A 23,619-nucleotide genomic window follows, 5' to 3' on the forward strand; every position below is an offset into this window, starting at 1 on the left:
ATACCTTCATCGCTACTCGGGCCATCAAGCCTTGATCGGATTCTTGGACGTCGCAATGTCCGAGAACGCGCAAGGCATAACCATATATGTGAACACACATCAAACCAAACAGGACGGGGGTTGATTTATCAATTCAATCCCCGTCCTGTAATCTTCGTCAATACTCGGGACATCGCCGTGTCGTGATAGTGTTTGAGGTTCGTTACGATAGTACCAATGATCTTGAACTTCGCTTCCGATCGTCGACATCGTTCGGAAACTTTCTGGAGGGCTGCATGTGGATGCACTTTATTTTTATCGTCACAGCGAACACGACGACCTGGAACTTCGATTTTCCCTCCGCAGTCTGGCTGCGCACGCGCCTTGGCTGAACAAGATCTGGATTTTCGGCGATCGGCCCGGCTTTCTTGCCGAGAACCAGACATTTGCCGAGCATGTCCCTCATGAGGCGATGGCCGAACTCGGCCCCTATCGGACACCCCTGACGAACTTTTTCATCATGCTAGAGGCCTCTTCGCAGATCCCCGATCTTGATGATGAATATATTTGGCTTTGTGACGATTTCATTTGTTTGGACGAACTCAGCCCAGAGTCAGCACGGTCAACCAGATACATTGACGACTTAAGAAACGTAAAAAATCGCGGAAACGGACTGTGGGCAGAATCCTTGTGGCGCACTTATGACCTATTGATTCGACTAGGCTATCCGACCTACAACTTTGAGACGCACACGCCAACCTATTATCGGAAGCATTGGATCCAAAACGCTTTTAAGGATTTTCGTGATTTCATTACCGAAGATCGGTGGTATGGGATGTTGGGCCCAACCGCGGTGCTTAACCATGCTTTCCTTCATGACAGAATGGGGCTGGTCCATCGTGGCGATGAAGGGCGATATGTCGGGTTCCACGGAGAGCAGCCGACAAAAGAGCATGTGGAATCGGCGTGTCGCGAGAAGACCTTTCTCAACTTTGACGACGATGCGTTTGGTCCGGTATTGATAGAGTATCTATACAAATTGCTGCCCGATCCCTGTCCGGCTGAGAGAACCGCTGCAGGTGGCAAGCTAACAATCGACGGAGCACAGCGGTCGAACATAGCAGTAAACAACCCAAAGTGGGAATTTCCTCCGCCTGTCATATCGGAACGTGATCAATTAGGAAATTGGCTAAACGATGCTGGGTTATTGGACCACGGTGTCGTGATTGGCGATCAGTACGGCCACTTTGCCGAGACGTTGTTACGCCGATGGCGGTGCCGACGGCTCGACTGCATCGATGCCTGGGTGTGCCGCCTCGATGACGCGCAACACGTCGATAAGAATAACTTTCCGCAGTGGAAGATCGATCACGCTTATAATGAAACACGACGACGGCTGGGTGGCTTTGCAAGTCGTTGCCATATCCGTCGCGAAGTCCCTGCCGACGCTGCCAGCCATTATGCCGATAGATCCCTGTGCTTAGTTTACATCGACGAACAGCACTACTTTCAAGCGGTTTGGGACCATTTAGAGATCTGGTCCAAAAAGGTTCGACCGGGCGGAATCTTGGCGGGGCACGATTACTTGGACGGCGTACTGCCCTCAGGAAACTTCGAGGTGAAATCGGCAGTCGACCAATGGGCTCGTGAGAGATCACTTACTGTTCATTGCACTGGCGAAGACGTATGGAGATCGTGGATTATCCAAATACCATGATCCGTTTTCGATGTTATTACGCTGATTCATCGCAGAGGACGGACGACGGACAAATTTTATTGCAATGCCCGTGCAGTTGCGATGCGTTGCGAATAAGCGTTCCACTACGATGTGCCAAGTTAAGATCCGCCACAGCTGACGCGGTTGTGCGGGGGGGCACTTCAATGAGCAACACCCCGGCAGTAAACGATCACGTCTCTTCATTTGCCTCATCGAGGAAACGCACACGTTTCCGCTCTCGTGGAGGCATCGTTGATTCGAGGTTGAGTCGACGAGCAATCGATTCGAACCATCCATCATCACCCAGTCGTTTGAATCGCTGTGCAGACAAGCGAACTGCCGCCAGTTCCGCTTCTGATAGAGGAGAATTGACGCGTTTGCCCCAACCCGGCAGTCTCGCCATCGGCCAGGACGAAAGAAGGGGTGGATTTGGCTCTGGTTTGCGAAGCCAGCGCCACAGCGATCCCCACCGCCATTGCTCGGCGCGTTTAACAAACCCAGCCCTCAACGCATTCCGCTCAACGTACCGGCACACGACCAAGAAGTGCTCGTCGTCTTGAATCGGAAAGCTCTTGTATCGCTGCTGGTAAACATACCCCATTCCACTGGTGTGATAGTGGGCGTGATAACGCATCGTATGAGTCCCGCCGACCCATCCCATAAAACGGCTCATCTCGCCATCAACCAGCGGACGCAGTACCAGGTGATAGTGGTTGGGCATCAATTGGTAACTAAAAAGCTCCACCTGATGGATCTGCAACGCTTCAAACAGAATCCGTTCGAAAGCCGCGTAGTCTTATTGCTTATGAAAGACCTCCGCACGCAAATTGCCGCGGTTTAAAGCGTGATACAGCCCACCAGCTTCGTCGGCTCGTGGTGGTCTTGGCATAAACGAGTTCTCCCAATGTCGCTGATCTCGTCAGTCTACCTCACTCCGATTCGCAATCAAAGAGACCTGACCCCTTTGATTTTTCCCATCCCATAAAGCGGCTCATCTCGCCATCAACCAGCGGACGCAGTACCACATGATAGTGATTAGGCATCAACTGGTAACTAAAAAGTTCCACCTGATAGATCTGCAACGCTTCAAACAGAATCCGTTCGAAAGCCGCGTAGTCTTCTTCCTTATGAAAGACTTCCGCACGCAAGTTGCCGCGGTTCAAAGCATGATACAGCCCACCAGCTTCGTCGGCTCGTGGTGGTCTTGGCATAAACGAGTTCTCCCAAGGTCGGTAATCTCGTCAGTCTAACGCACTCCGATGCGCAATCAAAGAGACCTGACCCCTTTGATTTGTTCGCCGGTTCCGAGAAAACAAAGCCTAAACCCGATAAAACAAGCTGCAATTCAATTCAAAAATGCATGTATTGCGCTGTAGTACTAAATAGCTCCACCTGATGGATCTGCAACGCTTCAAACGAAATCCGTTCGAAAGCCGCGTAGTCTTCTTGCTTATGAAAGACCTCCGCACGCAAATTGCCGCGGTTTAAAGCGTGATACAGCCCACCAGCTTCGTCGGCTCTTGGTGTTCTTGGCAAAAACGAGTTCTCCCAATGTCGGTGATCTCGTCAGTCTACCTCACTCCGATGCGCAATCAAAGAGACCTGACCCCTTTGATTTTTCCTTTGATTTTTCCGGCAGTCTCGCCATCGGCCAGGACGAAAGAAGGGGTGGATTTGGCTCTGGTTTGCGAAGCCAGCGCCACAACGATCCCCACCGCCATTGCTCGACGCGTTTAACAAAACCAGCCCTTAACGCATTCCGCTCAACGTCCCGGCACACGACCAAGAAGTGCTCGTCGTCTTGAATCGGAAAGCTCTTGTATCGCTGCTGGTAAACATGCCCCATTCCACTGGTGTGATAGTGGACGTGATAACGCATCGTATGAGTCCCTCCGACCCATCCCATAAAGCGGCTCATCTCGCCATCAACCAGCAGACGCAGTACCACATGATAGTGATGAGGCATCAACTGGTAACTAAAAAGTTCCACCTGATAGATCTGCAACGCTTCAAACAGAATCCGTTCGAAAGCCGCGTAGTCTTCTTCCTTATGAAAGACTTCCGCACGCAAGTTGCCGCGGTTCAAAGCATGATACAGCCCACCAGCTTCGTCGGCTCGTGGTGGTCTTGGCATAAACGAGTTCTCCCAAGGTCGGTAATCTCGTCAGTCTAACGCACTCCGATGCGCAATCAAAGAGACCTGACCCCTTTGATTTGTCCACCGAGTTGTTCAAATTTAATCAAGGGACAGCAAGCGTCAACCAAAACATCATCGAACACCCGAGTCATGCCTAAAAAAAATCCCGGGGGTTTGGGGACAGGCCCCCAAGACAGTACCCACGAACAGCAAAGGAATTAAAAAATGTCTTTTTAATCAACTATTGACAAAAGTTAAGACCGTCGCTGACCCCTTTGATTTATTCAGTCCTGCCCCCTTCGTCCACCATGTTCTGTTTTGACTGGATGTGATTGCAAATTTAATTCATTGTAGCCACTAGCTTCTCCCATGCGTACGGATCGTGGCAATTGAAGTTGTCTGCTTCGACCCATTCGACCCCAGTGTATCGCCGCTCCTCACTCGCAAATGCCGAGACTATTGGTGTAGAGTCTTCAATCGAAAAATACGTATTCGAAGGGAAGTAGCCAAGTTCTGATCCAATAAGCTGCTCGACTCTTTTCGGCATATCCAACGAAATCGCAATCCACTTTTTACCTTCAATGTCATGGCGAAAGTGAAAGCCATGCTCTCGGTGGAACAGAATGCTAAGTGAACCGGGGTTCGATGTCGGCACGAATATTGTTTTGCCGTCATATTCATCTTGCTCGCACCAGCTTATTCTCGCTGCAGACGAGTTTCCCCACAATCGCCTATGTGAAGTTAATCTAGCGACTGCTTCACTGGGTGAAATATCGACAAGGTATGTCTCAACATCTTCTAAGCACTCTTCTGCATAGTCTGGCCCATTGAACACAAGAACGATTTTAGGATTCTTTTTCATAGCTTAAAACACATCATTAAGTCTAACGGCTTCTTGTCCAGGTCGAATTAGCCATTGCGATTGCCCAGCCCTATCGCGGCCTGCTGTTATTATTAACTCGTCAATTCCGTATCGACCAAGCAATCCGCCGAGTTGAGGCTGACAAGCATACGGACATGGGGCTCGATCAGAGAAAATTTCAACCTTGCCGAGAGCCTGTCTTCGCGAAAGTCTCCAAAGGTTGGCGAGTGCGGCACTTTCTGCATGATTCAAAACGGCTCCACTCGATCCCGTCGCCTCAGAAAGCTCTGCTTGCGCTCGCGAGCCAATCTTATATCTTGAGTTGACAGGCAACGATGGATTCACCCCATAAGCACCTTGCCTCGATCCTGCTTGTCGAGCGTACGCAACAGTCCCTTGGTGAACGCCATCGGGAGAAGGTAGGCCATGCTTTGCCCTGAAGTTCAGCACCTTGGGGTCGTAAGCATTGTGTACCCACAACACGGCGTCCCATTCACCTTCCCCAACAAAATACGTGGCCCATTCAGCAACACGGAAGTTGTAAACCATCTCGAACCGGCCTGTTGGACCATTCGACGTCACACGCGACCAAGTTGACCTGTGAGGGATCGCATCAGTTTCAGGCAGCGTCGTGGTGTCGGTCTCTTGACCACCCTCCCAGATTTCGCCCGCAAAGAGTTCATCGACTGCGACGGCGTGTGATTGGGCTCTGCTAAGCAGGCTGATGGTGGAGACTTCGTCGCCAGCCTCGACTTCCCCGGCGGCAGTCCACCCTCGCCCGCGAACGTAGATCGGGTGTTCTGGTGTGATCTCGACGCGGCGACCGGCATCAGTGCCGTCGTGGTAAACAAGTTCGAAGATCTCACCGTGCCGAACGAAGGCTTCTTCGATCACCTTGGGTGAGACGTCGCCACGAACGTCGTGTTCGTCACGGGAGAGAACCAAGTCGCCAGATCGCAGCTGCTCGATCGGCTTAGAGCCTTCGGGAGTCAGGATCGGAGTTCCCGCAGGAAAGCAGGGGAGCAGCTTCGCGAGCATGCCGCCGGGCATGCTCGACATATTAGCCCAGAAGAAGGCGTTTTGCACGTCGCCGCCGTTAAGTTGGTACGCGGCGTAACCGCCTGCGAACGCAGCGCCACCAGTTATCGCAGTGCGCCCGCCCGCATGTGCGGCGATGCTGCGTGCACCTACGCCCATCCGCGATAAACGCACTGCGTCATCGACTCCGATGCCTAAGATTCCGCCTGCGAGATCGCCTGCGAGATAAGCGTTGCGAATTCCTTGTGAGTCGTATCCGAGATTCCAAGCACCTGCTGCTGCGGCAGTGCCACCGCCAAGCCCCGCGAACGCGAATGCCGGTGTTGCACCGCCACCAACGCCACCAAGTGTTGCACCGTATGCATAGCCCCCAAGGCTTGAATTTGGATTGGATGCATACGTTGACGCCATCCCGCCAACCGCACCAGCGGACGCGCCAGCGATTGCTAGAACACTGCCGCCGCCAAGCCAAGCACCGCCAGCTACACCCGCTGCAATCCATCCGCCTGCCTGAACATACGCGATTGAAGAGTTCAACGCGCCGCCTTCGTCCAGACTGTTCTGCGGATTGAAATAGTGTGCGTAGTCTGCGCCCAAGTTTCCCCAGAATCCACGTGTTGGACCCTGCTCCGGCAAATATGAAGACCAATATGCTCCGACGTCATATTGCTCTTTGAAAATCGACAAATGAGTATCCGAACTACGCTTGACGTAAATCGAAGGTGGGCCGGTGAAGACTTCATAACCATTTTCACCGCCTCGATCGACTAGAGATGAGCCTGCGGACGCGGTGTAGTAGCCACGACTGCCTTCACTATAAAGTCCGAGAATGTCGTCGTACTGGAGACCTCGCCATTGGATCGGTGCCGAAATAAGCCGCGTGTCCTCCGATGCCCCCAACAGAAACTGGTCGATCTGGCCGGGGCGTCCGTAATCGGAGAACTGGCGATGGACGACTGACCATTGCCCGTCGTCCACGATCGCCAAAGAACGAATCGTTCCGTCGAAGTCAGGATAAGCCCATACGGTTTGCGTGGCTGAGTTTTCGCTGTTGATCGTGTCAAAGGCGATCGTTTGGCCTAAGAACTCCGTTGTGGCTTGGGTGATTTCATAGTGGAGGTGTTGAGCATCTTCGGTTTGATTCACTTCGAATACGACCGACTGACCGTCAAGGATGTAGCCGGTGACTTCGGTTTTGGTGATGTCTTGGCCATCTTCACGATAGGAGCGAACGACCGTGCGACTGCGGATTCGGTCGAGTCCATCGTGGACCATCGTCACGGTGTAGTCGGTGCTTGCCGTGTTGGTAATTTCGGCACTAACAAGTCGATCGCGATGATCCCACGCAAACGTTGTTTGTTGCTTGACCGCAGCGGCATAGAAATGCTTGAAAGCGATCGGTCCGTCGTTGGTTTTTGTGATCGTAACCTGAATCGTACCGCTTTCGGTAGCATAGAATCGTCCGATATGTCCCGTGTGCCCAACAGCAACTCCGCCATCGAGATGATTTGGGGGTGCTTCCCGGAAATACATCGGCACCGTGTGAATGCCGGCCACACCGTTGACTTCGACAGTTGCGTGTCCGCCGAGCGTGACTGCGTCCCAGTCCAGATACAGGTCATACTCGCCGTGTTCCGGGAGATCGTAATTAAACGTCATATACGCATCGGGGGCGTCCGATGAAACTTGTTGTCCGTCGACGACCGACCAGTCATCGTCGATCCAAACCGAATCTGAGTAAGTAATCGAACTGTCAGAGTAGATTTTATACGGCAGCGGCGTACTCGAGCCTTTTCGTATCCTCTGAACAACCCGTCCTTCTTTGTCATATCGGTAGGTAAACTCGTCATCGGCAACGACTCGGTTTGGCTGTAGCGTGATTCGATTGTCATCTTCGCGGTTGCCCAATAAATCCCGTCCCGGTTCGTCGATGAAATCTTCATCCGCCGGTGAGGAATTCGGCCATGACCCTTCAGCTCGCGAAATAACTCGCCCGAGTAAATCGTAGCGGTAATGGATTTCGTTAGTACCTACAATCGGAACCGTCGAATAGTCGTTGAAAAATGTCTGGCTGGTGAACGAGATCGCCCCGTGTGCAGTATAGTCACGATCATATTGTGCGATTTTACCGGAATTTCCATGAGCGATACCAGAGAGCCGACCACGGGCATCGTATTGGTAGTCGGTTTGGCCGCGCGATGCCGAGGTGGAGGACTGGCCGTCGTGACGCTGCAGCGCGTGTAGCGTGTTGTCAGGATTGTAGACCGCCTGTAGGAATTTATCGTTGGGGGCATCGTCGTTTTGCCATAAGTCATCGCTGTCAAATGTCTGTCGCATCGTAACGGTGCGGCCCAAATCGTCGACGCCGTAAACGCGATGAAGGATCGGCGAGTCGACCGATGCGGTGTTGCTGGATCGCATCGAGATTGCTTTTTCAGAAACAGCACCGAGAATGTTGTAAGTCGAAGAGACCAGATAGTCGGGCGCGCTGTGTGCGTCAGAATTTCGCTCGGAAATGATCCGTCCGAGAGAGTCATATTCAAAACGAATCGTAGAATCGCCGACGCTGTTCGGTCCAGGAACCTGAGTATCGATTTCGCCTGGACGCCCTTCGGACGTAAGCGTGCTTTCAATTGTTTGCAAAAGCGTTCCGGTTGAACTGTACCATTTCTCTTCCATCGAACGCAGGGCGGCGTCAACGACGACTTCGGTACGCTCATCATTCCGATTTTTATACGTTGTCTTCGGTCCTTCGTAAGTCCAAGTTCGCATGACTTCTTCGACCGTTTCCGTCCCGTGCTCAATCCAGGGAGCGAGAGTTCCGGTGTGAATGGATGTTGTTTCACTTACCTTGCGACCGAGTGCGTCATACTGTATTCGCTTATTGTTCTGACCCGTGGCCGTTTTCAAATAGGTGACATTGCCTGCCGAGTCGAAGACGTAGCCGGTATCCTTTGTCCCTTGGTTGTTATTAAAATCACCTGTGGATACGGTGGTCGCCATCCCCACGATCGGATCGATGTTGAAGTAGCGAGTGATTGAGGGCTCGGCGAGTCCCATGTCGATGGTTTGCGACTGAATTCCCGATGAGAAGTAGTGTTGTCGTTGTTTCTCTGTTTCAGCGACATTGCCGAGTTGCGGCTGCATGACAACGAGCGTTTTCCCCTGCGAATTGAGGATTTGCACGATTTTGTAATCGTCACCATTTTGTTTCGCATTGGTGACGAGCCTGGTTTGCCGTAGCGAGTGAGTGCTCGGAGAATAGTCGGTCGTGATGTCCGTTCGGGTGACTCCGTGTGCACTTGTTATTTTCGGGGTCGAACCGGGTTCGTCACCGTCAAGGTCATGATCGACTTCCCCCGCGGCAGGCTGTTCGATCGAATATGATCTCCCGAGTGAGTCTTGTTTAACCTTGGTCGCTTTGGTTTTGATGTTTCCCGCGTCAGTTTGATTCTGGGGATCGTTACCGGGGAGCGCCGCAAATGAGACAACCTGCCAACCGTCGCCGGCAGTTTGATTCGGTAGGAAATAGTCGGTTGCACTGAAGAACGGCTGAGGACCGTCCAACACGGTGGCGCGAAGACGACTGAGCGAATCGTATTGGTAACGTACCGTCCTGGGGCCGGTGATATAAACGTCGCCGCTGACCGGTGCGAAGGTCGATTCAACGAGATTGCTTTGCGTATCGTATTGGTGCACCGTCATGCCGCCGAATGCGTTTTTCTCTTGGACCACTTGACCCAGAGCGTTCATCCACTGCGTTGACTGTTCGCCAGTGCGAGATGTGGACTGGATTTTGGTTGCATGAAGTGAGGCGTCGACGCTGTAGTGGACCGTTGCGGCTTGGGCATCGTTTTCAGTTCCGCTGCTGACGCGGTGATCTTGCACCTCTTCGACGCGACCGTGCGTGTCATAAACCGTTTCGGTCACAAGTGGCGTCGTCACCCAATTTGTTCCGTCGTGCGTCAGGCGGTATTCGGTTGCAAGCAGGACATCGCCCGCTGCGTTGGTTTCAAAACGGTTCGATGTGTACGTTCCTCGCAGCCGTGGGTCTGGTAACGCGGTGATACGATTTCCTTCGGACGATGCGAATGCCGAATGCTTGGTAATCGACAGGAGGGCTCCAAGCTCGTCGTATTCGTAACTTGTGGCGGCCATTCCTTCGGAAGCACTAAAAATCAATTGCCCCAAGTCATTGTAGAGGAATTGGTTAATGACGTCGGCATAGGTGAATTCAGTTGCAGTGTGGTCCTCGTAACCGAGATTCGTCTGCAAGTCGGTGACTTTTTCCGGATTGACGGAAAAGTTGCTGGAGTATTCGTATTTCGTTTTAGCGCCTGTCAACAAGTTGTGCGTTTCGATCAATTGACCGGCTTGGTTGTATTTTGTTTGCTGGATCAAGCTTTCATTCAGGGAGCCGTTTGCTGCAACTCGCGAAGTTGATGTCCAGGACGACCTCGTATCAGGGTCGCGATAAAACGTCTGTACGGTATCGTCCGGCAGAGCGATCGATTGGGAGGAGCCGTCAGCGTAATAGGTATAGGCGGTAGCTTGCTGTACGCCGACGTCAGTTCCCGAATAAATCGACTTGTACGTCGATCCTGCTGCGACGATGACGTCCGTTGTCAATCCAGCGCGATCAATCGTGTATTTCGTCTCAACTCGTTCGACGGGTCCAGACGCCATGCTCAGCGGGGCGGTATCGTCGCTAGTCGGAACATAGGGTTCCGGAGCATGTATCGCGGTTTGCTGAATCAGCGCGCCATCGGCAGCGTAATCAAAGATCGTTTCCGAACTGACTTTGTTGTCGTGATTGATCGTTCGGGTGCGTCGCAAGTTGCCAACAGCATCGTAATCCAAGTCGGACGTCAAAAGCACGACGCCATCTTGTTCGCTGAGGGTCGTATCGAGGAATCCTAATGCGTCGTAAGCGTAAGTCGCCTTGTCAACGGAGATCGCACCGCTGATTGAGAGATTTAGAGTTGAGACCTGTAAGGGCCGAGCATTATGATACGCACTGAAGTTGGTGACGAGTCCTCGGACGTCAATTTGTTTGTCTAGTTGCCCTGTGTCTTCGGGGCCGTTGTATTGCCACGTTTCGACGTAATCCTGGTCCTTTTCCAAGGTGTTGCTATCGTCCTTGCCGTTGCGGATCGTAATCAGTGACTTGATGCGTCCGTCGGCGGTGTAGTCGTACTCGGTGCGAAGAAAAGCTTCGACGTCATCAGGGACGCCAGCGACTTTCGGCTTGTTGTATTTGGTTAAAGCTACCTTTAACTTGCCAACGGCACCTTCGAATTCCGAGTCAGTTTCGTACTCGAAGGTCTGCGTTAAAGTCGGGGTGACGATGCGGGTGACATTACCTCGGTAGTCGGTTCGATCATAAATCGGAGTATCGTCTTGAGACGCTGGTGAGTCGATTTCGGGGTTGCCATGTTCGTCTTCCCCTATCAAAGTCAAGGGGGTTTCGTAGTCATATTCAAAAAATGTTTCAGCACCGGTTGCCCAGTCGCGGGTTTTTTTGACGGATCCGATCGCGTCGTAGAAGAATTCTGTTTTTGCGAGGGGATCGCCGTTGTAGAGCTCTCGCTGAGCGACAAGTCGATTTTGCTTGTCATACTCGTATTGACTGACTTGGATTCCGTTGGTGTCGAGTTCGGCTGTGCCGTCGCCGCTTAAGCCTTTGAGGTCACTGACGTCAATAAAGATTTCGGCAGTGAACGCTTCCAGCGGCTGGCTGTTTCGCAAGTCCGGTACATCCTTTAGCCCTGCAAGGTGTGATACGTTAATGTGGTAGATGGTGTTGTTTTGGACGCCATCGAGTTCCGTTAGATCGTTGGTTTCAGTGGCAGCGCCGAGTCGAATCGAAGCTAGACCAAGGGCGTCGTAAATGAACGTGGTTTCGCGATCTACATGGGTGCCCGAAAGCCATTGGTCGGTGGTAAGTTGTCCGTTGGGATAAGTGAATTGACGGATGCGGTTGTTGACGACCGCGTCCGAGAAGTCAGAAGGTGCAGCATTGATATGGGTGAGTTTTTCTAGCTGATCATCCGTGATTTTGAGCTGAACGATGCGTGACTCGCTACCGGACGTGAGCGTAAAATCTTTGACGTGGTTACCTTCATAGTTCAACACCGTGCGAGCGCCGTCGGAGGCGATGATAGCACTGAGACGTCCGTAAGTTCCAGAATTGGGATTATTGTCTCGCTCTAACACCACGCCCTGTCGTTCCGTTGATGCGGGATTGGTTTCATAGATGTTGACTGCGGGATCGAAATCGATTCCCGGTTGTTCGATGCGACTGAGTAGGTAACGCGGCTGTGTTTCTGTGACCGTTGCGTTGGGCTTAACTTCGTAGCGGTAAAAAATGTACTCGGTGCCGTCGGCGGCTTTGTAGACCACTTCGTCAGGTTTCTTGGGATGATGCTGAGATTCGGGATACGATGACGAGGCGGCGGCGTGACGGGCGGTGAGAGTGCCGTATTCTTGAGGATCAGCAAAGACATCGCGACTAACGGCCATGGATTTTGAACCGGGCAGGATGCTGGCGAGTTCCAGTGGCAGCGACAAATTGGCCGCGGTCAAGTCGCTGTAGTCAAAAATTCGGGGTTGTTGGCCGGGGAACGTCAGGATTAACCGGTCGTCGAAGCCGTCACGGTTGAAGGATCGTGAATGCGCATCGCCGCCGTCGTATCGGTCCAGTGTGAGGGTGGGGACGCCGGCGAGTGACCAGCCATCCCCGAAGATGGCAGTGTCGTCCCAAGCAACCGGCGAGGCAGCCTTGAAGTCCGACGCGGTGACGGTTTGGTTGACGTCCACCGGCGTTTGGCCGTACTTGGTGATCTTCGCCTGACCGATCAGGATCTCCAGTTTCCATGAATACAGCCCGGTCAGTTTGGGAGCGTCAGCGACAGCCAGGGCGATGACTTGTGGACCTGAGCTCCAGTTCAGATTAAACGTTCCTTCACTGATAACTTCGCGGCCGAAGGGCGTGTTCGGTAGGTTGTCATCGTTCTTGTGATCGTACCATGTCAGCTTGGCGTTGACGGATGACGTCGTTGTCGATCCCGGTGGCGGAGTGATCAGGGCTTGAATGACAGGGGTTTGGATACCGTTGACATGTACGGTGGAGGAATCGTAGACCAGTCCGGGGATCGCCAGTTCCGAATTGCCGCCCGAGCCATCGAGGATTAAATCGTGCTGAATTAGGAATGAACCGGTGACGAGGTCAACTGGAACGCCGCCAACGGATTGGTAGGATCGATCGGGCTGGGCCGCGACGGCGTCGACGGTCCATTGGGTATCAGCCGAGTTATCATCGCGATCGAGCAGATTGGGTGAGACGGTTTGCTCAAACGAGCGTGTGGGCTGTGAGACGGGCTCGAGCCGTTGGGCGGTTCCGCTCCGGGAGGATGGTGCAACATCAATTTGTAACGTACGAATGATCGCATTGCCTTCATCGTCCACCCGGCCACTGTCGACCAGCACGTCCAAGGTCGCAAAACCGCCGGGATTCGGGTTCCAGCGGGTTCCCGAGGCAAATGATGAGTTGACATCACTTGGCGTCAAATCGGTTTGGAGGTCGATCGTGGTGCCATGCAGATAAGTCGGCGGCCGTGGGTCCTCACCGTTGTCATCACCGGGGACAATTGTGCTGGCATTAGTGAGCTTGAAATATAAATTGCGGGTAGCCACGTTTTGCCACGTCGTGACAGTGGCAGTATTGGCGAAACCGCGAAGGTCGGTAAATATGCCGGCATTGAACGTTGGCAATTGGCCATGATTCGTGGCACGCTGAATGTTGCCAATGGGGATCGAGAATTTTCCGTCGTCGTACTGTTTGGCGTCGAAAGTACCCGAGGGTTGCACATTGAAAATTCTGATTGGATCGCCGTCGGGATCAACCAGCAGTTGCCCTATGTCAATACGGGAGGTGGACTCCATATCCACATTTAGCGGGCTGTCGAGTGCCCAGGCGTTGGTGGTGAGGTCCGGCGTGTGGCTGCGATCGCCGATCAGCACTGGCAGTGAATCGGTGACTTGAACACTGATGGGAACTTTAGTCAGGGTGTGGGTGACGGTGCCGGCACCGCCGCCAGGTGGGACTTCGACGACGACCGCGGCCACGTCGAAGTCGTCCAAGCCATCGTAACGATAGACCTGGCCAGCAGGATTGAGCCGTGGCGAGAGATTTTGGGCGACATTGGGGTTGGGCGTGTACGTGAGCGTGAAATCATCGCCGACGGTGATCGTTCCCAACGTGCTGTTGAGTGTTTCGGCAAATACCTGGGGAATGTTGGGGTCGGTTTGTTTGGCCGCGACTCGGAGTTGTATCTCGGACGAGGCAGTCAGCGTGACGTCGGTGGGGATCGAGTAGGTGGGAATTGGATTGAAGGTTGTCGTGCCCAGATGGGAGACCTGATAATCATCGACAACGAGTTGGGATTGGAACACCTGTCCGGTGTGTAGCTGTTGATTTTCGTGCGAGACCCAAGGGAATGTTTGTTCGAAGGGGTATTGGGGGAACAGTCCGCCAGCGGCGGGTAGCAGGTGTACGTCGTCGTCATCGTCGGCGGACGTTGTGATTTCAGGCGGGTTGGTGGTCTCTCCGGTGGAGCTATCAGGTGGGACGGGGGTGGGCAGTTGATATCGACATCCCTCATATTCGATCATATAGTTGATCTGTTTCGCTTGGTCCCAAAACTGGTCGGCGAGCCAGATCAATGCCATGTAGGGCGTGGGGATTTCGTATCCGCCAGAGGAGTCCGAGACGGCGACCTCCGCGATAGCGTCGTGCAAGGCTTCGACCTGGATCAACAATCGATCGATTTCGGCCCAGTCTTTCAGGTGCCAGGCGGTCCAAGCTTGCTCACGCTCCGAGCCCGCGATGCACCAGAACGTGTCATGCTGAAGGGCGTAAGGCGTTACCTCGGGCAGCGTAAGGTCATACATGAAGTACTCGCTTGTGACGCTGGTTTTATCATAAGGATCGAATGGCGAGGGAGGGTTTCCTCCACCGCTTCCAGATCCACTTCCCGCTCCACTTCCCGCTCCACTTCCCGCTCCACTTCCCGCTCCACTTCCCGCTCCACTTCCCGCTCCACTTCCCGCTCCACTTCCCGCTCCACTTCCCGCTCCACTTCCCGCTCCACTTCCCGCTCCACTTCCCGCTCCACTTCCCGCTCCACTTCCCGCTCCACTTCCCGCTCCACTTCCCGCTCCACTTCCTGCTCCACTTCCTGCTCCACTTCCTGCTCCACTTCCTGCTCCACTTCCTGTTCCACTGCCCGTTCCGCTGCCACTGCCACCGCCAGTAAGTTGGTGGTTGGGGTTGTAATTAGTTTCCAAACCGAAAGCGTCGACGGACTGGACAACCGCAGGAGTGCTTCCTAACGCTACTACAGTTCGGATTTCGCCAGCGTACCCATCGAAGACCACAGGGCCGGCAGTCGTTTGAACTATCACAGGCCGATCAACACTGGCGGTCAACTGGAGCTGCGTCTCGATAACGGAGGGTTCCGAAGGAGACGAAGTTTGGCGACTGCTGAGCACCTGAACAGCGAACTCATCGTCGTTGTCAATGGTGACCGATAGCGATGAAATTTGGATAGCTCGGCTGTCGACGGAGCCGAGTTGATGACTGACGCTGGTTACATGGATCGTGAATGTTTCGTCCCACTCGACACGATGATCGCGATGGATTGGTACGTTGAACTCCAATGTCTCATTTTGTATCCCTGCGAATTGCAATGTTCTTTGAGTCGATTGGAAATCCGTACCGGACTGAGCTGGGTAAAGGTCATATTCAGACTCGTAAGGTTCATAAACGATGACCAATCCGCCTTCTACGGCGTTGTCCAATCGGACGGAAAAATCAAACGGATTTGTCGCAGGTTGGGCTTCGTCAGGACTGCCTTCGGTGGTAGGGTTGATTAGTTCAACCTTCACTCGCACGGAGTCATCGTTGAGGATGACCCCCAAGGCTTCGCGATTTCGGATGATGACGCCGGGATGGGTATCTTCAATCGCGATCGTAAAACGTTCGTTCGCTTCTAACGTAGTCTCGCCTACCACGTTAATCGAGATCACCTTAGACGCTTCGCCCGAGGAAAATTCGAGCGTCCCGGCAGGATAGACGTTTTCACTGAAATCGCTTGCGTCAGCCGGTGTGGTGCCCGAGCCAACGACGTGATAGCGGACCGTCAACGGCAGGTCACTCTGGGAACGGGTAACGGTGAAGTCGAACGTTTGCGTCGTGCCGGCGTCGCCTTCGACTTTTACAATGGTGTCCGCTTGAATTTCGAGCCAATTGTCCCGTTCGATTGCGCCGATATCGCGTTGCATAATGGAATCGAGATCGTGATCGAAATATCGAGCTCGGCCGCGGGCGTCGAAGGGTTCGTGATGATCTTCTGGCGGGGCGCCGACATCGACCAAGGGGCTGGTCGCGGATGGTTCGTGGTTGATGATCTTGCCGCCGTTGAGTTGCAGCGGACCGAGCAAGGGATTGATCTTGCCTCCTATCTCGCCGACTTGATCTTGTTCATTCCACCATCCATCGAATCGGAGTGTTTCGCCCGTCTCGGGGAGAGGAGCGACATTCGATTCCGACGATGCGTCGATGAACAGCATATGTCCGCTGATCCGCTCGACACTCAAAATCCTTACGGGGTCAGAAGGCGTACGTTGGAGTCGAATCTCGAACGGTGCCGCCGGTAATTGGTCGATATCGGTGACCGTGATTTGCAGCGGTCCGCCACCCGAAGGACGACGAGCGTCATACACAGTGGTTTGGCGAAGTTGATTCTGACCAATAAAATTGTCGCCGCCGGAGGAGAAACGACCGGCGAGGTCGGGCGACTGACCAGCGAGGGTGTGCGAGTTTTCGGCGATCACGGATTGTGAGACGTTCACTCGACCGCGTGCCTCCACGCCACCAACGCGAATCGAGGCCGAATTATTGACGAGGGTACTGGCATCAATGTCCACGATTGCATCGAGGTCAGCGAAAATAGCGCCGCCGATGTCGGCCGCGTTGGCCGAAAGGGTTGATTGGTAGAGACGTAGTTCGCCGGACGCGACATACACGCCGCCACCAGTATCCGTGGCGGTATTGTGTGCCAGGGTGGATCGATCAAGATCGGCAATCGATTGACCGAACAATGCGACGGCGGCCCCGCGAGACGCGCTCGATTGATCAATAAACACTTCACTGAGATGCAGGGTTCCGTCATTCACCAAAATCGCACCGCCATCGCCGCTGGTGACTCCTCCGGTGAGGGTCAAATCTCGTAGCGACAGTTTGGCACCTGGATGGACTTCGAAAATCCGATCGAGTCCGGCAGCATCGATGATGGTTTGATCGGCACCTTTGCCGATGATGGTAATCTCGCTGAGAATATCAAGATCGTGATGGAATTGGTCAGAGCTGTTGCTGTCATCGAGCGTCAGATAATGAACTCCCGCAGGCAGAAAAATGGAGGCGGAGCCACCGATGGCATTTGCTTCATTGATTGCCGCGCGTAGCGAGATTTCGCCGATGGTTGCGGTGTGAGCAACGCCATCGCCGGGTGCCGCATCGATGATATCTTGGAGTGTATTGACATGTATGTCGACCAGTTCCACAGCACCCAAATCCAAATTTCGTTCGGCAAAATCTGAAGTATTAAAAAAGCGGTTGCTGCCTTTCTGGTCCAGGAGCAATCGCACCTGCGTATCTTGAGAAATTGAAGGACTGGCGATTGTACCGCCAGTCCCGCGTGAAACCTCCCAGACCAACGTTCCATCGCCGGTATCGGAAACATGGGTGACAGTCATTTGCTCACGGCCCACACGAATATCGAACTGTCGTGTGGTGGAATGAGCGAGGTCGGGAAGTCCGACGATCTTATCAACGCGAATCGTGGTCGCTTGGTCGCTCAGGACCGGTTCGCGTAATCGAGTCGCACGACCCGCAAATCCCTGGGTAACAAAATCCCCCACATCATGTTGGCTGGGATGCGTATTGCGATGCCCACGCTGGACGATCAACGCCGAATGTTCGCGACTGAACCCGGTTGCAAGCATGGACTCCCTGCCGACTTCAACGACGTACGGGAAGTTCGGCACATTAAGGTTATCAGGACTGCGAACGAACGATTCAGGGTCGTCGAGGTACAACAATCCATCGTAAAATGAATCGGTCATCGGCATCGTTAATGCCGATTCCAATCCCTGAAACAGTGTCCGATTGCCCTGATCGATTAGAGGGCCTGTGGCTTCGGGGGCATGAGCTCCGGCGTATCCCCCTAGATCAGCGAGGGGTTGGAGCAATGGATGCAGATCGTCAAAGCGTTCGATGCGAATGGCGTCAGCGAACACACCTGGGCCACCGGCAAGCTGAACTGTCATTTCATTGCCGGTAATTTCGACGCGATCGAGAACCAGCCATTCCTGGCGACTTTGATCCGCGCTTTCTTCGTCGAGGGGCTGGCCGTAACCGCCTTCACTAAAAAGATTGAGCGACCTTTCTTCAGAAGCTGTGGGGTTCAGTAGCGATGGTCTGCCGGGCAACACACTCGACTCGGCGTCGGAAGGCTTCCCGATCGCTGGAACAGGACCAATTTGACGCTGAACATATTGTCGTGAAAGCAAGGTACCGCCAGCGGATGAGTCAAAAATGATTTGACCATTTGAGAGAACGGAACTGCCTTCTAGGATCGAGAACGGGACGTCGGTTTTGGTTGCGCTTGATGCAACCAGATAAACGCCTGGCGTCAAACCGGTGAAGTGATATTGGGCGGATTCCCCAGCTGGAAGCTCGACCTTAGAAACGCCAAATCCGTTCTCGGTGTTTGCTGCTGGTGTTCCGGTAGTCGTGAATCCCGGATGCATGTCATCGATAATTCGACGCATTTGCGACGTTGCCTTCGACGCTTGCTCGAAGGTGATTGGAGGGACGACAAGACGCTTTTCAGCCGTCAATGATTCGAGCGAAATAAGCCTCAGCTCGGGGACAAATCCATTTGTGTCATCTGGGAGATGGGATTCGAGAGATAACGAATCCCAATGAACTCGCACAGTTGCGAGTTCGTACCAATCCTCACCCAAGAAACTATCTTCGAACCCGTTGGCCGCCAGGGGATCGTCAAACTGGATCGTGCCACCGCTGACGGGATCGGGCAACGTGATTGAATTGCTCAAACCGTCCCAATTTGCGATTAACCGATAGTCGCCGGGCAACAAGTGGTCGAAGGTGGCGGTGAGCGTCTCGGCGGCCATCGAAACACTGGTAGGCACGTACGCGGAACGACTGTCAAGAAACGGAAAGAAATCGCTAGAACGCTTTTGCGAATCCTCAAAAGGTTGATATGGAATCGGATCCGCGTCGGGAAGAACTGGATCTACCTGTAAATCGGTACGTTCGACAATACGAATCGCATCAGCGACAATTGGATTGACTCCATCTGGCCAAATGGTGATCTCAAAAATATCACTTTCGGACACATGGAAATAATCGTCCGTCAACGTGATCCAACGCTCGTTGGTGATAAGATCACGCTCGGCTAATTGCATGTCGACGCTGCGACTGTCGATCGTGCCATTGATGTCAAATCCGATGCTTCCATTGGCGCTGTCACGGACCAAGGCAGTAATGGAGTAGTTCCCAGCAGGAAGATCAGTATACGACCATTGAGCAGATGGCTGCACCGAAAGTGCAGGGTCGGGTTGCAGGGTCCACGAATCGCCAAGAAAGCCAGCGGCATCCGATGCGGACATTGGCAACGTCGGCTCCTGCGCATCGAGATCTAGAATAATTACAGTACGCTGATGCCCAGGCACGCCATCTTCAAGCTCGGTTTCGATTCGTCTAAATGGATCATAAGCAACGTTATTGTCAATCGTTCGGCGCATAGGAATGTTTGTACCATCCCCTTGATGCACGTTTAGCTGGTCCAAACCAATTGACTCGACATAGTTCTGATGCTTAACACTGTCGGGAAGCTCGCTAATGTCAGCGATCGGTTTCCCCGAGTACAGATCGGTGCTGCCTGAAAAGACGCTGTTTTCGATGAGCGCCGGAGGCATCGAGGCAGCCGTTGGATTCGCGGAATGCTGCACAACACCCGCGTCAACGATGACGAGGTCGTCGGTTCGCCCATAATAGGGTGCGACATCGTGTAGCAACGAGAGGCGTTCGGCGAAGACGCTGGCGACAGGTCCGGCACTACGATTGTTGGCGAAGGTACTGTTTTCAATGACCAATGGCGGGGCCAATTCGACGACCGAACTCCGGATGACCGTTTGCGATGAATCGTAAGGAACCTGCCCGGGTGACGCCTCACTGCTATTGTTGCTAAACGTTGAGCCTGAAATCTTCATCTCTCCCGCAATTCCTCGAAGAGTTGCCGTTTCCTCGTGAAAATCGATGGGTGTGGTTCCCTGACGTCCGCGGATCACCGTAACGATACCGGTATCGAAATCGATATCAGTGACCGTCATCGCCTCGACCTGGGTTCCAGGGTGCGAAGTTCCGATACCGCCGCGAGATTCCTGACGGTTGGGCAGCAGCAAAGGGTGCTTGTCAGACGTTGCCAAATAGACATCCAGAGGCACGCTGTAGGGTTTAAGCTTATCCAAGTCATTGAGGCGGATTTGGTCCGCGTGCCTGTTGCGCAAGACTATCACCGAACTTACGGGGTGCGGCTGAGGCTCTGTCCGCACCAGCGAGACTTGATCGTTCGCAAAATCGACACTCTCTATTGCGAGTCTTTCTTGACCAATCGTGATATTGAGCGGCAGAGAATAGTCTGCCAGCAAGGACGCATCATTGACATCAGCTGTCAAGCTGGTGGCGTCGAGTGCTGATACCAGTGAAATAGCTTCACTTGCCACTGTTGCCAGTTGGGGATCCTGTCCATAGTGCTCTATTAAAGAATATGGTTCGCTTTCATACCACTGATGATGAGCCCCCGTAAACAATGAGTCTTGAATATGAACGTTGCCGTCAAAATTGATCAAACCCGATCCGGTGAATGTTGAACCGATGATCTGTAGCTGAGACTGTAGGCCGGAATTCAATACCTCATGGTCCTGATATCCAGGTTCATTGTCAGTGAGGATGACGTCCAAGAGTGTTAGATCGCCATTGTAGTTTTGGACCAGCGCGCCGCTGAAGTTAGTAGTCGCATACTCCATCGAACTACCTGGTACCTCGACGTACAGCGGGATAAACCCACCGGAACGAGTTATTCTGCCTCCCTGTATCAGCGCTGTGCCGGAATTAAAATTGGCGACTACGAGCTTATTGTCGTCATAGTCTGTTTCGCGTGAGTAAAATCGTCCTAGATTAATGACACCGATCGTCAACTCGGTATCAAACAATAAGTTGTGCTCGAACAGCTTGGAGTCCAACAGATTGAATTCTGCCGACTCTGCAACGAAAACCGAGGCATTCGGAGTGTATGAAGCCAACGATGCGACGCGATGGGCTGGATCCGGAAGCAAGTCTGGATCGTTAAAATTAGGTAGTTCGTAGTTGCTGCCGAGGAGATAGTGACCGTTATGACGCACCTCGCTGTCGTCTGAGACTGTAACTTCGCCTCCAGCAATAAACAGTGCCGATCCTTGAGGGACATCAAAAAGCCCGCTGTAGTGCGAGTTGTCGTGAATACTCGAATGATTGGTGATATTAGCTTTTCCGTCGCGGATATAAAATCCTCCGCCACCATTCATCGCATAGTTGTTCTTTATGGTGGATTGATCGACATACAGCGAACCACCTTCAAGAAAGACACCGCCGCCGATCGTGGCGAAGTTATTGTCAACGTCCGAATTTCCATCAATCAAAGTCGTGCCCATCAAAGTGGCGACGCCACCTCCCTGTTGGCTAACATTCTTGGTGATGGTAGAGCCACTGATAAACAAAGTGCCTCCGTCGTTCAATATTGCGCCGCCAATGCCCCCGACGTGATCAGTTTGCCCGTGCAGAAGTTTGACCGCGTCCAGGTTCAGCACCGCTCCATCCTGGACGTGAAAATGACGATCTAGAAGCGCCGGATTGTTGTAGGGATTCTCTCCTTCAGGCCACCCGCCGTCGATTCGCAGTTGTCCACCGTTATCTCTGATTGTGGTCGCGCCACGGATAGTGAGATTCCCGTAAACATCGAGGTCACCGGTTGCGGCAGCCTCTTCGTCGTAGCCTGCCAGACGTAAATCGAAGGTCCTAGCGTCCAAAAAGTCGCTGAAAATCGTTGCTTCGAAGATACCACCAAAGTGGTTGGCAGAAGTCCCGACACCCGCCAACGCGTTTAGTTCTTGAATCGCTCCGCGTAATGAGATTTGGTCCCCGGGAGTGTTGGGATCGACATCGACACGGCCATCACCCAGTGGGGTTGCGTCGACCGCGTCATACGTCACGTTTGCGAAGAATGCTCCGAACTCGACTGCGCCAACATCTACCGATTTAACATCATCAGCCAAATCATTTGATTCTAGCCCGTCGCTCACCCGATCGGCCCCACGCTGATCGCGAAAATGGTGAACTGAAACTCCCGCGTCAATCGCGGGACTGCCGGGCAACAACATGTGCGTCGGTATGAATCCGCCGTTGAGTTGCAAAGGGCCTATTAAGGGGTCAATTGGTGTGCCAAGCGTCCCAACCTGATCACTCGCGAGAAAACCTGTGTTTGATGCAACTCTCCCGACGAGATTGCCGCCCGCCGAAACTACCGTCCCTTCCAAATCTTGAGATTGGTTTCCTAACGCAAAAATGGAGTCTGCCAAGTAAGCAGTACCGATTACTGCGAGGTTCGCGCCCGTTGAGGCCTCATTGAAGACAAACGTAGAAGCGTGAATCGTGAAATCACCGGGACTGTACACGCCGCCTCCCCAAATTCCGGATACATTCGACGAGACAGTCGACGTAGAGATATGTAGTACCGCACTAGCGGCGTTAAAAATTCCTCCGCCATCAAGATATGCTTCGTTGCCGGAAATCGTCGTGTTTTCGATGCGTAGATTTGCTCCATTCGCGTTGAAGATTGCTCCGCCGCGTCCGGTCACGGCTTCATTGGAGTGCAAATAGGAATTGCGAATCTGTAAATCACCCGCGTTCCAAATCGCTCCTCCGTCACCAGTGGATCGCCAGCCGCCGGTGAGTTCCAAGTTCTCGAGGGTGACAGACACGCCTGCGTCGATCTGAATCAGGTGAGTGTTTCCGACAGCCTCAATTCGCTGGCCATGAACTGATCCGCGGATCTCAACATCTGAAGTGATTTGTAACGCACCCAGGCTGGACGAGAGCGAGAGTGCGTGACCGAAATCTGGAATTTCGATGATATCCTTCTCTGGACCGTTGGCCTGAGCCATCGCAACCGCTGCCCGCAGAGAAATCAAGCCGTTGGCACTGCTGCTTGAATCGGGTGCCGAGTTGACGACGATCACATTTGGCTTGTCAGCAGGATCGTAACTCGTTAGAGGAGTAGCCGACACATGCAAGGATACCGTCGTAGGGTTACTTAAACCGTATTGAGTCTCAAACTGATAACGGAACGAATCGGTCCCTGAAAATCCAGGATAGGGGTCGAACTGGAAACCGCCATCACCAGGGAATGTCAGCTTTCCGAAGCGGGGCGGCGTCAATATCTGCGATGCTAGAACGATTTCATCTTGAGCTTGGTCATTTGTCAACAAACCTGGGCTTGCCACCGTCAGTCCGCCGCTCGAATCAAGGTGATATTCGTCGGCAAACGCGACCGGTTGAAGATTGATGGCGTCAATGGCCGGTTCAAGATTGCTCTGACCGGACTCACCTGCCAGCATTTGACGGGGTTCCAGCATTTCCGCAATTAGCCGTCTGCGACGTCGTTTCCCGGTTCCTATTTTTTCTGTGCTTCGCCGAGCAAC

At 53.2% G+C, this 23,619-nt stretch carries 6 protein-coding genes; 1 reads left to right on the plus strand and 5 read right to left on the minus strand.

From position 1 onward, the window contains the following. The first annotated feature begins 277 nt into the window (after positions 1-277). The gene (locus SH528x_RS31965; RefSeq protein WP_442507470.1) at positions 278-1,696 is read left to right on the plus strand and encodes a class I SAM-dependent methyltransferase; all 1,419 of its coding nucleotides are present in this window, start codon (positions 278-280) and stop codon (positions 1,694-1,696) included. 190 nt (positions 1,697-1,886) lie between these two features. Here SH528x_RS31965 and SH528x_RS31970 read toward each other — a convergent pair whose 3' ends face one another. From SH528x_RS31970 to SH528x_RS31990, 5 genes are all read right to left on the minus strand, one after another. Further along, a complete protein-coding gene (locus SH528x_RS31970; RefSeq protein WP_442507471.1) occupies positions 1,887-2,417 on the minus strand; it encodes a transposase in 531 nt (176 codons plus the stop codon). A 208-nt stretch (positions 2,418-2,625) separates the two neighbouring features. After that, complete coding sequence (locus SH528x_RS31975) at positions 2,626-2,907, minus strand: transposase (RefSeq protein WP_442507472.1); 282 nt, start codon at positions 2,905-2,907, stop codon at positions 2,626-2,628. A 365-nt stretch (positions 2,908-3,272) separates the two neighbouring features. After that, on the minus strand, positions 3,273-3,830 hold the full coding sequence (locus SH528x_RS31980; protein ID WP_442507473.1) for a transposase: 558 nt from the start codon (positions 3,828-3,830) through the stop codon (positions 3,273-3,275). A gap of 343 nt (positions 3,831-4,173) precedes the next feature. Continuing rightward, positions 4,174-4,695 carry a hypothetical protein gene (locus tag SH528x_RS31985; RefSeq protein ID WP_442507474.1) on the minus strand — a complete coding sequence of 174 codons (522 nt, stop codon included), beginning with the start codon at positions 4,693-4,695 and terminating at the stop codon, positions 4,174-4,176. Positions 4,696-4,698: 3 nt separating this feature from the next. Beyond that, positions 4,699-23,553 (minus strand): choice-of-anchor Q domain-containing protein, encoded by an 18,855-nt coding sequence (locus SH528x_RS31990; protein WP_442507475.1) that lies wholly within the window; start codon positions 23,551-23,553, stop codon positions 4,699-4,701. Positions 23,554-23,619 lie beyond the last annotated feature (66 nt).

It is taken from the genome of Novipirellula methanifontis, from assembly GCF_052161655.1.
Lineage (GTDB): Bacteria > Planctomycetota > Planctomycetia > Pirellulales > Pirellulaceae > Novipirellula.